We start from the raw sequence: 13,644 nt of genomic DNA on the forward strand, positions 1-13,644 counted from the left end.
CATGGGTCGAGTCTTGAAATTAGCGGATGATCCGCGCATAACGCCGGTTCGCTTCGAGTCGTTTTCGGATCGTCCTGTCAATTACTTTCGCGAAATGGTGACTGATCCATCGCGCGCCGCGCGCGCGGCGCAGCCGCCGGCGCTGCCGCAACGCATGCGGGACACGGAAAGTGACAAGCGGAAGCAAAACGCCGAATTGGACCGTGCGCGCGCTGCCGCATTCAATGAAGGAATCGCGCGCGGCCGGGCGGACGCACAGAGTGAACTGAGCGGCGCGGCGCAACTGCTTGAGCAGTACGGAACGATGCTGCAAGCTGAACGTTCCGAGGTCGCTGAACGTTTTGAAGCGCAGCTCGTGTCTCTGGCGACCCAAATGGCAGCGAAGATTCTGCACGCCGAACTTTCAGTGAAGCCGGATCTGCTGCTCGGCATGGTTAAGAATGCGATGAGCATGCTTGGCGACGCGAAACAGGTGACCGTGCGCGTCAGCAGCCGCGACTTGCGCATGCTGCAACAGCACGGCGAGGAAGTCAAAGCGAAGCTCAGCACGTCAGCGGCCTTAGAATGGCGCGCAGACGATTCATTGAAGCCAGGGGACTGCATGATTGACTCAGACCTTGGAACATTAGATGCGCGCTTGGATACGCAGCTTGAATCACTGAAACAGCAGCTCGAAGCCTCGCTGGAGAAGAAGGCATGACCGATCTGTTGACGCAAGCACGAGGGATTCTGAGCGAAGCGACCGCGGTGCGTGCGGTGGGCCGTGTCAGCAGCGTGCGCGGCCTTGTGCTTGAAGCCAAAGGACCGCGCAGCGCTATCGGAAACTTGTGCAAGGTTGTAACAGAGCGCGGAGACAAACTCGCCGAAGTCGTCGGCTTTGACGGGCCGCTGACGCTGCTCATGGCGCTTGAAGATTTGAACGGCGTGTGCCCAGGCGATGAAGTGATTGACCTGGATCGGACGCAGTTGATTCCGGTTGGACGCGGATTGTTGGGGCGCGTCATAGACAGCACCGGCGCCCCGCTGGATGGCCGCGGGCCGGTGCAGGCGCAGGCATATCGTCCGCTGACAAATGACAGTCCCAACCCGATGACGCGACCGCGCGTGACCGAACCACTGCAGGTTGGCGTACGCGCCATAGACGGACTGTTAACGCTCGGTCAGGGACAGCGAGTCGGGATTTTCGCGGGAAGCGGCGTTGGTAAGAGCGTGCTTTTGGGAATGATCGCGCGCAACACAAGCGCCGACGTCGTCGTCGTCGGTTTGATCGGCGAACGCGGCCGCGAGGTGCGCGATTTTATTGAAGAATCACTGGGCACCGAAGGCTTACAGCGCGCTGTCGTCGTTTGTGAAACGTCGGATCGCTGGCCGCTCTTGCGCATCAAGGGAGCGTTGGCGGCTACGGCGATCGCCGAATACTATCGTGATCAAGGTCTGCGTGTACTATTAATGATGGATAGCGTGACGCGAGTCTGTCACGCGCTGCGAGAAGTGGGGTTGTCGCTGCATGAGCCGGTGGCTACGCGCGGCTACCCTCCTTCCGTGTTTTCAGCCCTGCCCAAATTGCTTGAGCGCACGGGCAACTCGGATAAGGGTTCAATCACGGCCATCTATACCGTGCTTGTGGATGGCGACGATATGCTCGAGCCGGTGGCCGACACGATGCGCAGTATTCTGGACGGGCATATTGCGTTATCGCGGAAACTGGCCGCGCGCGGACACTATCCCGCGATTGATGTTTTGAGCAGTATCAGCCGTGTCATGCCGAAAGTAGCGAGCGATGACCAGATGCGCGGTGCGGCAAAGATCAAAGAATGGCTCGCGGCCTATCAAGACGGCGAAGATTTGATTTCGATCGGCGCATACGCGCGCGGCTCGATGCCGGTCCTAGACCAGGCGATCGAACGGTTGCCTTTGATCCACGACTTCTTGCGGCAGGACACTCTGGCGCGTACTGACATCGCCGAGGCGGTGCGCGGTGTGCGGGAGATCGCCGAGTCGTGAAAAAGTTTCGATTCAGCTTGGAGCGCGTGCAACGCGTCCGCAAGATCCAGGAAGCGATGCGCCTCGCCGAGCTCAAGCGCGCCGAACGCGCCTTGGCGGCGCAACAGCAGAAACTGTCGCTCTTCGCCAATGAGCGCGACGCACAGTCACAGGCGATGAGCGCCAGCAAACTGAACGAGTTTCGCATTCTCGATTGTCAGACGGATTGGCGATATTTGCAGCGCATCGAACGCATCGTGCGATTTCAATCTGACGTTGTTACTGAGTACACTCAGCACGAAGATGCGGCGCGTCAGCGGTTTCGCGTCGCGCGGCAGCGGTCGTTGGGCCTTGAGAAGCTGGGCGATCACCAGCGATTGGCGTGGAATAAGGACCTGATTGATTTAGAACAGAAGATCGCGGACGACCAGCCGCGCAAGCATAGCAGGCACCCACAATGAAAAAGTGGCTTCCCCAAATTGGCTTATACCTCGGCACGTTCATAGTCTTGAACGTGGTGATGTTCTTCGTCTTGAAGATGACGCAGCCGAAGAGCGCCGTGCTAGAACATCTGGCCGGGGCCGACTCGCTGGCGGTACACGCGGACTCACTGCATGCCGACAGCTTGCAGGCCGACATGCACGCCGAGTCGGACAGCACGCATGCTGGAAGCGAGACGGCGCTGTTTGATTCGGTCGCGGCGCCGGAAGATAGTTCGCTTGCGGAAATTGCGGAAGGCGGACACAGCGACTCTGCGGCAACACAGCACAACGCAATAGAAGACGCTGCGTTGACGGCGGAGGTCATTAGTGACGACGCAGCCAACGACACCGAAGCAATCGAAGGCGATGCAGAATCTTCGGCATCGGTAAATGCGTCGCCAGTCGTTGCCGATGCGCCGCAATCCACCGCCGAGATTTCAAAGTTGGCCAAGATGCTCGAGGGCATGAAACCAACCGAGGCTGCCGTGATCGTCGAGAGTCTGCCGACGGAAACAATCGTGCAATTGGTGATGCGCATGAAGAGCCGCAGCGGCGCTAAGATGATGGCGTCCTTGCCGGTGCCGGTCGCGGCATCTGTGGCCTCACGTATGGCTGAAATTTCGGGAGTGCGGAACCCGTCGTGAAGCCCAGTTTGTTAAAACTACTCGGCAGTACGCCATCGAAGTCCGGCGTCACCGGAAAGGAGAAGTCACCGAGCGGTGACTTCAAGACGGTGATTGCCACAACCGAGCGACTGGCGCCACCGAGCGCAACGCCAACTGAGCAGAGTCTTCCACCGCCGGTGATAACACCGGCGGTTTCGTTTGTGCCGCGCTATAGCGAGCAGCATACTCAAACCGATGACAAGCTCAAGTCGAGCTTGAATAAGATACCGGAGGACCGCAAGCGGGCGGCGGAGGTCAAGACGCACGCGCCAGCGGAGGCGACGCACGCTCAACCCGTCGCGGTGCCGCTTGATGTGCCTGTTTCCTTGGGCACACCGGCACCCAAACCCGTGGTCACGATAGAACGAGATGCGAAGTCGCCGGAACTCATCAAGAACGCACCCGTTCCAGCGGTCGAACCCCCACCTTCCAGGGGACCAGCAAGCGCGCACACCGCAAAGTCGGTGAGTGTTCGGGCAGGCCTCTCGGCGGAGCGGAATGCGAAGGGCGAGACGCTGACAGCGACACGACCTTCCACAGCTCCGGTGATTAGCGCGTTTGATCGCGATGTTGCAAAAGAACGCAAGCCTGAGCGGTTAGAGGCCGCGCCTGCGCCGCAGCCGTTGGCGCAGCGTCGTGAAGCGGTGTTAGGAATCAGATCTGTCGTCGTCAACGATGCTGCCGACCAGCCAACCTCCTTGTCCACGCCGCTCGCCGAATTGGGCAGTCCGGTGGGACAGGCGACAGCGTCGTTCGTGGGCACAACGAAACCAAAGGTCGATGCGGAGCAGGCGCCTGTTGCGATGCCACGTGTAACGATGGCAGCGAGTCCGCGAGTTGTTACGAGCGTTGCCGATCAGATCAAGATGGATTCAGCAAGTTTGCCTGGTCTCCGCGAGAATCGTGAACGACATGCTCCGCAGCCCGTGCCGAGTGCGACGAATGCGTCGCCGCGACACATTGGTTTGGATCGTCGGCCGCTTGTAGACGTGCCCAAAACGCCTTCCGGAGCGCCTGATGTCGTGATTCCAAGGCCCACCGAATTGCAGGTGCCGTCGCGCCGATCTATTCAGCAGAATGCGCCGGCACCCGGTAGCGAAATGCCGCAGCCCGTGCCGAGCGCGACGAATGTGTTGCCGCAACACAGAAGTTTGGATCGTCGGCCGCGCGTAAACGTATCGGAAACGCCGTCCAGAGCGCCAGATGTTGCGGTTCCAAGGCTAACCGAATTGCGGGTGACGTCGCACCGATCTGTTCAGCAGAATGCATTGGCACCCAGCAGCGAAATGCCGAGAACGGAGATTGTACGCGAACTGCTAACATCTGTGCGCAGTGTAGGACATGCCCCACCTGAACAAGTGCCGAGCGCTCGTCGAGCTACCGAGCGGCCTGTGGATACAGCCGCTGTGCCGTTCCAACGAAGTCAGAGTTCGTTGTCGAGTGCGGGTAGTGCCGACACAACTGGAATGACGAGTCTGAAGACTGAAGGCACTGCAACGCCGCCGCTTCCCGTGTTCTCAAGCACGCCAAGCACTTCGCCGCGAAGGAGCGAGAACGTGGAGTCAAAGCCGCCGATTACAGTACGCCCGGCGGACGGTACACTACGTACGGAACGCAATTCACTGAATTCGACGCGCTCGGCACAAGTGTCCCCGCAGATGGATGCTAAGCCGCTGGCGGTGGCCGGTAGGATGGAAGAGGCGGCAATCCCGCCGAGCAACACGGGCGTGAGGCAAAAGCAAGTTCTGACAACTCCGCCGGAGAGCGTGCGAGCTCCCCAGCTTGTGCCTGAGTTGCCGCGCTTGCGACCTTCCCAAATTACGGCAGAACGCAAGTCAGCTGTTCCACAGGATAGCCCACGCGTGACGACGGCAGCGACGACGGCCCAGAGCGCGCCGCGCCCAACGACTGTTGAAACTTATCTTACTACTGATCTGCCTGCGAAACCGCTTGCAGGCAACTTAGTAAATGAACCGGTCCGGGCGCAGACGATGCCTGAGCGAATCGATGATCGGCCAAGCCGGATGGTTGAACCGACGATACCGGCGTCGCCGATGATGCAACAACCGACAAACCGTCTGGCGGCGACGAAGCAGACCGCGCAAGTCAGCCAAAAAACAGCACGACCGGACACGCTGCCCGATAAACACGGGCAGCAGATTCATGCTCGCGAACGAACGGTTCGGCCTGCGCAACTTGGTGCAACTCGCGAGAACAACTCCGCGATTCCAGTGAGCATCGGCGATGCGCGCGCGCCCGCGGTTAATGCGAGTCACACTCAATATGTTTCCGTCGAAAAGCAAACGGCGACGCGCATCGAGCAGCCTGTGCGCCAGATCAACGGAACCACTCCGCGTGCCGAAATACTGCGGAAGGACACGTCGGCTCCGGCGAAAGTTCTGACGGACCGAGTTGACACTCACACCATCGCCGACAAGCCTGGCGCCCGAGCGGGTTGGGCTGCTCCAGTAATCGGGAAGACTCACGCGACGTCTTCCCCGACGGAGATGGGCACGACTCGACGTGAACACACGCGAACCGAATCGCCGAAGCCAAACGAGAAGTCAGAACGCCCAACTCACGCTGCCGCGAAGGTCGAGTCTATCCCCGCAACGCCGCCGTTAGCTGGCAAGCCGACGATCTTGCAAACTGAAGCAAGAGCTCTTAAGGACGAAGGAGTCAACCGTCGAGTTGATCATCAGGTCGTTGCCGATGTGCCGCAGAATTTGAAAGTAGAAGAGAGCGCGCGGCATGAAGGCGTGCCCGTTGAGATGCCGATCCATCGCCCAAATCGCCCGGTAACCGACGGGCGCGTGCCGCAACCCGTGACAGTTGAATCGTCAGCTAATGCGACGCTCCCACGGGACGCTGCCCACGCGCCGCATTCCGCGCTACCAGGACGCGAGCCTGTTGCGCGGCAGACAACGATGCCGCGACCGAATGAGACGGTAACGGCCGACCCGCCTAATCAGAACCAAACACCGCGCATGAATGGGTTCGATGCACGTCAGTCTGAATCGCCCACACCGTATAAGGTCGAGCCACAGCAAATCACGCGCGACCATGCGCCGGAGACCAGCGTCGCAACTCTGCGCGGCACCGCTGTTGAATTCCCGACGATGCCCATTAGCCAACCAGACGGCGCGGGCATCGTGCCGCGGACGGTGCTGACGGATTCCCTCAAGGCGGCGCTGGAGAAGGCACTCGAACAATCGCGCAAACGGCTGGTCGAGCCTGATGAAGTGCGTTTGACGCTGCCGTTTGGCGAGATGGGCACGCTGGAGATTGACGTGGTGCGGCGCGCCGACCAATTCTCGATTCACATCGCCGCCGAACCGGCCGCCGCCGCCGCGCTGGAAGAGTCCCGCTTGGCGATGGCCGTTTGGATGCGCGAACAGGGTTATGCGGTGGAGCGCATTGATCTGTCCGTCCGTGACGGGCTGTCGCAGCAGTCACAGGCGGGTGTGGATGAACAGGCGACGCACAAAGGCGAGCACCAGCGCAATTCCCGGCACTCGGGAGTGCGCACCGGGTTGGACACCAACGTAGCAGAAGCCGTCGCTCAACCACGACCGACGTTGAGCGGAGCACGGGTGTGGACGGCATAGGCCAGAATTGCCGTATACAGATGTTCAACTGCTCTTCTGAAATTCTTAAAGTGAGTATTGATAATTCCTTGAAGCAGAGAATGCGCTTGGCCCATGCTTTGCTAAATCTGGTTTGAGCATGAAGTCTCCATCGAAAAGAATGCCCGTTTGTGCCTGTGGCGGCCAGAAGTTCCGCACCGCAGGTGCCGGAAAATCCCGCAGCGGCAAACGTACCTATGCGGTCGTGTGCCTGACCTGCGGCAACGAGCTGGACGTGAGCAAGACCGCCTATGCGCTATGCAACTACCTGGCGACCCGCGCTCCCAGCGAAGCGTTCTTGAATCTGTACCAATTGGAGCGGTAACGTGGAAGTAACCCCCACAACGAATCTGTTTCAAACGCCGCCCGCGGACAAGATAAGTTCGCGGACCGACACGCTCGACCAGATTGACTTCCTGCAAATGCTGATGGCGCAATTGCGTGCGCAGGATCCGATGAATCCGCTGCAGGGCCATGAATATGCGGCCCAACTTGCGCAATTCTCGTCCGTGCAGCAGCTCGAGGCGATTCAATCGTCGCTGGAAGAGTCCATCAACATGAACCTGATGATGACTCAGTCCATTAACGGTAACTTGGCGGCCGCCTTGGTCGGCAAACTTGTACGCGCACAGAATAATACGGTGGCCATGGCGAGCGGCGGCGACGCTGACTTGCGATTTACACTGGGCGCCTCGGCGACGGACATTGAGGTAAACGTGCTCGACTCCGAGGGCAATGTCGTGCGCACGATAGCCGGCAACCCGCATGAAAGCGGCGACGCTGCCGTCTATTGGGACGGCCGCGACAACGACGGCAATCACGTGCCCGCCGGAACATACTCGTTTGAAGTGAGCGCGAAGGATGCCGGCGGTGCGGATGTGACCGCAACGAGTTATGTCGAAGGAATCGTGAGCGCGGTGAACTATGGTGACGGTCAGGTGACGCTGACGGTCAACGGCCAGGCGCTGTTCCTCGGCGATATTCTTTCGGTCCTGACGGCCAGCAGCGAAGCGCCCGACGGAGCCAACCAGAGTCTACGCGGTTAAACCATGAACGAGTTGAATCCGCTATTTACGCGCGTGCAGCCGATTGGTTCGGTGGGAGAGGTTGGGCCGGTTCGTCCGGCGCAGCCAGCGCGCAAGCCGGACGGAGCAGGCTCGTTCGATCGTTTGCTCGAGCAGACCGTTCGTGATTCGCAGCCCGTCAAATTCTCGTCGCACGCGCAGAATCGCTTGCAGCACCGACAGATCGCCTTGACTGAACCGCAAGTGGCCCGCTTGGAAAAGGGAATTTCGAGTGCAGCAGACAAGGGCGCTGAGTCGTCTCTCGTTTTGCTGGACAATCTGGCCTTCATCGTGAGCGTGCGGAATCGCACCGTGGTCACGGCGCTGGACTCGGCGCAGACCAACTCACATGTTTTCACGCAAATTGACAGCGCAGTAATCGCATAAAAAATCAAACAAACGTGAGCCGGTCCTCTTGCAGGAGGCTCCACAACGGGCAGAACGACTGATGCCCGACGAGGAAACCACACTATGATGACATCTCTGTTCAGCGCCGTGGCGGGTCTTTCGACCCACCAAACCAAGATGGACGTGATCGGTGACAATCTCGCCAACGTCAACACCATTGGTTTTAAGAGCAGCCGCGTCTCGTTCGCGACCGGTTTCTCGCAGCTGCTGAAACCCGCCGAAGGACCGATCGGAACGCAAGGCGGTTCGAACGGCATTGAAGTCGGCCTGGGTACGCGGATCAACTCGATTGACCGCATCTTCTCCCAAGGCAACTTTGAGAACACCGGCAACCGTACCGATCTCGCGGTGCAAGGCGACGGATTCTTTGTACTCGGAGACGGCCAGCGCCAGTACTTCTCACGCGCGGGCAATTTCCAGGTGGACGCAGATGGTTCGCTGCTGGCCGCCGGCGGCCGCATGCATGTGTTGGGCCGCTTGGCCGACAAGAACGGCACGTTGATTCCGTCATCGGCAATTGAGCCGCTTACGTTGCCGTTCGGTGAAAAGGATCCGGCCCGCGCCACGACTGATATTCGTTATTTCTGTAATCTCGACGCAAACTCGAGTAAGCACCAGACATTCGGTGCATCGTTCGCCTTCAACTCCAACAACGTTCCCGCCACGCGAGCAACTGAACTGAACGACCTCGACCAGTCCACGGCCGACATTGACGACGGCGATATCATCCGCCTGAATGCGACGCGCCGTGACGGCACGTCCGTGAGCGTCGCGTTTACCTATGGTGCTTCAAATGACGGCACCACCGTGGGCGACTTGCTCGACCGTTTCAATTCGGCGGACGGCTTCAACTCAGCCGAGCAGACCGGTTCTACGCTGGCGATTGATGCCGCCGGCAAGATGATTCTAAAGGACAATATCGCGGGCGACAGCGAAACCGCGATTTCAATCGGCTTTGAAGACCTCGGCGGCTCGGGAGCCTCCTCGATGCTCCTGCCGACTTTCGTGAATACTGAGAAAGGCCTGACCGGATCGCACTCGGTGTCAATCTACGCCTATGACAGCCGCGGCGAACGCCACAAAGTCGAAGTGAATTTCACGCAGGCAACGGCAGAAGAGAATACGTGGAATTGGGAGGCTGTCGTAGACGACGGCGGTATTGACGAGATCAACGATCGCCTCACGGGCTTTACCGGTGCGGTACGTTTCAACGGTGATGGCTCGCTGTTGAGCTTCGACGGCGGCCCACTCACGTTCACGCCGCCGCAGGCACAGACCATGGTGATTGACTTGAACGCCGGCACCGTCGGTACCTTTGACGGTATCACGCAGTTCTCGGCGCCGACCACGACCATCGCCATTCACCAGGATGGCCACGGCATGGGCGTTCTGTCGGACTTCACCGTGGACAATGAAGGCAAGATTATTGGCAGCTATTCAAACGGCATTTCGCGCACGCTGGGTCAGATTGCACTGGCGCGTTTCGCGAATCCGTCCGGCTTGACGCTGTCCGGTGAAAATATTTATAGCGCGACGGTCAACTCGGGCGACCCGCTGATTGGCGTAGAAAGTGGAAACGTCAACCAGATCTATGCCGGTTATCTTGAGTTGAGTACGGTGGATATGGCGGAACAGTTTACGGAGATGATTATCGCACAAAGAGGCTTCCAGGCCGCATCCCGTGTGATCACGGTGGCCGACCAGCTTCTCAACGAAGTCACCCAGCTGAAGCGGTAAGTTAAGCGCCGGGCGGCGCGCAAGTCGCGCGCCGCCCGGCTGCCCCAACCGCAGTTCCGATCCTTTCTCCTTCCCGCAATCCGTCGCCAACTACCGGCCCGCTCACGGTGCCGAGCACGCTCACTCCGCTCCAACAAGGTGAACGATGGCGAAAGAAAAACCCGAAAAGCAACCGGAAGCCGCGCCCGCGGAACCGAAGAAAAAGCTGCCGCTCAAGAAGATTCTCATTATCGCGGGAATCCTTGTCGCGCAGACGGCCGCCGCGTATTTCATCCAAAAGACGATCTTCTTTCCAACGCCTGTAAACCCCAACGCCGTGGCTGAACACGTCAGCGAAGACGGGGGCGAGCACGGCGAAGAAGCTGAGGCCGACGCCGAATCCGAAGGCGAAGAGTCCGAAGGCGGAGAGCATGGCGGCGGCAAGGGTGCAGAATCCAACGTCGCGATGCTCGACGAGATCATCGTCAATCCCGCCGGAACGGGTGGAAGACGCTTCCTTTCGACTATCGTCGGTTTCTCCCTCAAAAATCCTAAGTCAGCGGCATCCCTCGAAGCGCAAATGCCTATGGTACGCGACGCCGCGATCACGTTGCTCTCATCGAAGTCGCTCGATCAATTGGCCAGCATCGCCTACCGTGATACGCTGAGGGCCGAACTCGTCGCGACCGTGAATGGTTTGGTAAAGGAAAAACCTGTGACCGGTGTAGTCTTCTCAACCTACGTGCTCCAATAATCCGCCATGAGCAAAATTCTCACACAAGAGGAAATTGATTCCTTACTGCGGAATGTCTCGACAGGTGAAGTCGCGGAGTCATCACCCGGTTCTTCGGATCGGCCCATCCATCTCTACGATTTCAAGCATCCTGACCGCATTTCCAAGGACCAACTGCGCGCGCTGCGCACGATTCATGACGGATTCGCGCGCGCATTCGGTACGTATCTTTCGGGCACGCTGCGCACGCTGGTGGACATCAACCTGCTCTCAATAGACCAGGCGGCCTATTCCGAATACATGCTGTCGCTATCAGTGCCGTCGTGTCTGTACATTGTCTCGTCGAATCAGCTGAAGGGATCGCTGATTCTTGAAGTGTCGCCGCAGTTCTCGTTGCTGGTTGTGGATCGCTTGTTAGGCGGTCTTGGCACGCGACAGGAATCGCTGCGCGAAATGACGATCATTGAACAGACCATTCTGCGCCGCGTAATTGACTCTGGATTGTCCGCGCTGTCCGACGCCTGGCGCACGGTTCAGCCGATCACGATGTACGTTGAGTCCTACGAAGCAAATCCGCAGTTCGTGCAAATTGCGCCCGCGTCGGAATCGGCGGTCGTGATTTCCTGCGAGATCGTCGTCCGGGATTTCACCTACCCGATGAATCTCTGCTTCCCGTATTTCGTGCTCGAACCGTTGATGAACAACTTGACGACGGGCTGGACCAATGTTAACACCAAACCGATTCGACCGCAAGAGAAACATGAATTAGTGGATCGCGTGCGGCTCAGTAAACTGCCGCTTCGCGCGCAACTGGGCTCGGCGATGATCAGCATGCATGAATATCTGGGCCTCAAGCCAGGTGACGTAATCATGCTCGACCAGCGCACCGATGATCCAGTAAAAGTTTTCGTGGATAAGAAAGTGAAGTTCTGGGCCGAGCCGGGCAATTCTAAGTTCCAGCAGGCTATTCGCATCACGCGAGTTATCTCGGATCAAGAGGAGATCGTCCATGAGTGAAGTATTTCGCAGCGCCGTTACCGAAGACACACGCGTTCAAGCCGAGCGGCGGTTTGCAGATCAGTTCACCAAGAGCCTGAGCACGTTCATTGAACGTCAAGTCAGCGTCAACCTCGGCGGCCCGTACGCGTTTGACTTTAAAGAAGTCAAAGCGCAACTGCCCGGTGAGATCGTCTCGTGCGCGGTCGGCTCCGCCGACCTCTCCGCGGGACGCACGCACTTTCTGATGACCAAACGTGCCGCTGGCACGCTGGCCGACTTGATCAACATGGGCGACGGCACCGCCGAGTTCGTGGCCGAAGAGCACCTCGAACCGATCCGTGACCTCTTTAAGGAGATTGTCGGCGGTTTCTTCGGCGACGTGGCTAAGAATGGCGGTCCGCATCACGTGTGCGACGATGCCAAAGCGGTCGTCATGGACATCTCACCGACGGATTTCATCGGCTCATGGACGGTCACAGAGTTGATCGTTGGACCTGATCCGGACGTGACGCTGATAAAGTTAACCAGCAACGAACTCATTGATGCGCTGTTTCCGCCGAAGACATCGCCGAAACGCACCGGCACCAATGGCGACGGCTCGGATCTGCTCGATCCATCCGTAAAGAAGGAAATGAGTCTGGTGATGGATATTGAATTGCCAATCGCAATCGAACTTGGCCGGACCAACATGCTGATTCGTGACATTATCAAGCTCGCGCCGGGTTCCGTCGTCGAGCTCGATAAACTCTCCGGTGAACCGGTGGATTTGTATGTCAACAACAAACGGTTTGCACGCGGTGAAGTTGTGGTCGTCGAGGAGAACTTCGCGGTTCGCATTACAGACCTGATTAATCCCGAAGAGCGCTTCACGAGCACGAAGAACTGAACATGGGCGTTGACGTTCTCAAGACATTCGCCGCGTTGGCCTTCGTACTTGGTTTGATCTTTGTGCTGGCCTGGGCCTACCGCAAATATCTGCCGACAGGATCGCCCGTAGGCCGAGAACAAGAAGGCTGGAGAATGCTCGGTTCGCGCGTGTTGGGGCCGGGCCGTCAGATCATCGTCCTCGAAGTCGGCAGCAAGCTCCTTCTGGTTGGAATGAGCAAGGAAAACATGACGGCATTGATGGAGATCGAGTCGGACAGCGATCGCAAACTTGTTAGTGACGCGCTGGCCAGCAAACCCGGACCAAGTTTCGCGGACATTCTTAAGAGGACGCGCGCTTCGTGAAGCGGTTTGGCCTGATACTCGTTGCGTTGCTGATCGCATTGCCCGCGTTAGCGCAAACGCTACCTACGATTTCGCTGCAACTCGACAGCAGTCCTGATCCGGCGCGCACCGTGACAACTTTGCAGATCGTCGGTCTGATGACGCTCCTGGCGCTTGCGCCGGCGCTGGTCCTGATGATGACGAGTTTTACACGCATCATCATCGTCTTTCATTTTCTGCGGCAAGCGATGGGAGCGGCACAAGTACCGCCCGCCCAGTTAATGGTCGGTTTGGCGTTGATACTGTCGTTCTATATCATGTCACCGGCCATCAATGAAGCGAATACCAACGCACTGCAGCCCTATCTGCGCGGTGAAATTGAGCAGAAAGCGGCATGGGAAAGCGCGGCTAAGCCGTTCAAAGAGTTCATGCTCCGGCAGGTGCGAGAAAAGGACCTGGCGCTATTCGCGAAGATGGCGAACGATTCAGCGCCGGCAAGCATTGATGACATTTCTATGGCCGTGCTGTTACCCGCATATGTCGTCAGTGAGTTGCGCATCGCCTTCCAGATCGGCTTCGTAATCTACCTACCTTTCCTGATCATTGATATGGTCGTGTCGTCGGTGCTGCTGGCCATGGGCATGATGATGCTGCCGCCCGTTACCGTCAGTTTACCATTCAAAATTCTGCTGTTTGTGATGGTGGACGGATGGTACCTGCTTGTGCAATCGCTCGTTGCGAGCTTCCATTGAGGATTTC

General features: G+C 58.5%; 14 protein-coding genes. All 14 read left to right on the plus strand.

From position 1 onward, the window contains the following. Position 1 precedes the first annotated feature (1 nt). Complete coding sequence (locus tag IPH10_00780) at positions 2–700, plus strand: hypothetical protein (GenBank protein MBK6909463.1); 699 nt, start codon at positions 2–4, stop codon at positions 698–700. After that, complete coding sequence (locus IPH10_00785) at positions 697–2,004, plus strand: FliI/YscN family ATPase (protein ID MBK6909464.1); 1,308 nt, start codon at positions 697–699, stop codon at positions 2,002–2,004. Before IPH10_00780 ends, IPH10_00785 begins: the two co-directional genes overlap by 4 nt. Continuing rightward, positions 2,001–2,444 carry a hypothetical protein gene (locus IPH10_00790; GenBank protein ID MBK6909465.1) on the plus strand — a complete coding sequence of 148 codons (444 nt, stop codon included), beginning with the start codon at positions 2,001–2,003 and terminating at the stop codon, positions 2,442–2,444. Before IPH10_00785 ends, IPH10_00790 begins: the two co-directional genes overlap by 4 nt. Next, positions 2,441–3,109, plus strand: coding sequence for a hypothetical protein (locus IPH10_00795; GenBank protein MBK6909466.1), 669 nt, complete (start codon positions 2,441–2,443; stop codon positions 3,107–3,109). Before IPH10_00790 ends, IPH10_00795 begins: the two co-directional genes overlap by 4 nt. Then, a complete protein-coding gene (locus tag IPH10_00800; protein MBK6909467.1) occupies positions 3,106–6,738 on the plus strand; it encodes a hypothetical protein in 3,633 nt (1,210 codons plus the stop codon). Before IPH10_00795 ends, IPH10_00800 begins: the two co-directional genes overlap by 4 nt. A gap of 118 nt (positions 6,739–6,856) precedes the next feature. Then, a complete protein-coding gene (locus IPH10_00805; GenBank protein MBK6909468.1) occupies positions 6,857–7,081 on the plus strand; it encodes a hypothetical protein in 225 nt (74 codons plus the stop codon). Between the two features lies 1 nt (position 7,082). Beyond that, positions 7,083–7,802 carry a hypothetical protein gene (locus IPH10_00810; GenBank protein MBK6909469.1) on the plus strand — a complete coding sequence of 240 codons (720 nt, stop codon included), beginning with the start codon at positions 7,083–7,085 and terminating at the stop codon, positions 7,800–7,802. 3 nt (positions 7,803–7,805) lie between these two features. Continuing rightward, positions 7,806–8,207, plus strand: coding sequence for a hypothetical protein (locus IPH10_00815; protein ID MBK6909470.1), 402 nt, complete (start codon positions 7,806–7,808; stop codon positions 8,205–8,207). Positions 8,208–8,291: 84 nt separating this feature from the next. Continuing rightward, positions 8,292–9,965: a flagellar hook protein FlgE gene (locus IPH10_00820; protein MBK6909471.1), complete on the plus strand. Its 1,674-nt coding sequence runs from the start codon at positions 8,292–8,294 to the stop codon at positions 9,963–9,965. Positions 9,966–10,110: 145 nt separating this feature from the next. Then, entirely contained in the window at positions 10,111–10,698 is a 588-nt protein-coding gene (locus IPH10_00825; protein ID MBK6909472.1) for a flagellar basal body-associated FliL family protein, read from the plus strand. A 6-nt stretch (positions 10,699–10,704) separates the two neighbouring features. Then, positions 10,705–11,694 carry a flagellar motor switch protein FliM gene (fliM, locus tag IPH10_00830; GenBank protein ID MBK6909473.1) on the plus strand — a complete coding sequence of 330 codons (990 nt, stop codon included), beginning with the start codon at positions 10,705–10,707 and terminating at the stop codon, positions 11,692–11,694. Further along, positions 11,687–12,562 (plus strand): flagellar motor switch protein FliN, encoded by an 876-nt coding sequence (gene fliN, locus IPH10_00835; protein MBK6909474.1) that lies wholly within the window; start codon positions 11,687–11,689, stop codon positions 12,560–12,562. Before fliM ends, fliN begins: the two co-directional genes overlap by 8 nt. Positions 12,563–12,564: 2 nt before the next feature. Beyond that, positions 12,565–12,906 (plus strand): flagellar biosynthetic protein FliO, encoded by a 342-nt coding sequence (locus tag IPH10_00840; GenBank protein ID MBK6909475.1) that lies wholly within the window; start codon positions 12,565–12,567, stop codon positions 12,904–12,906. Next, positions 12,903–13,637, plus strand: coding sequence for a flagellar type III secretion system pore protein FliP (fliP, locus tag IPH10_00845; GenBank protein ID MBK6909476.1), 735 nt, complete (start codon positions 12,903–12,905; stop codon positions 13,635–13,637). Before IPH10_00840 ends, fliP begins: the two co-directional genes overlap by 4 nt. The last annotated feature ends 7 nt before the right edge of the window (positions 13,638–13,644 follow it).

The sequence above is a fragment of the bacterium genome, assembly GCA_016702305.1.
Classification (GTDB): domain Bacteria; phylum Electryoneota; class RPQS01; order RPQS01; family RPQS01; genus JABWCQ01.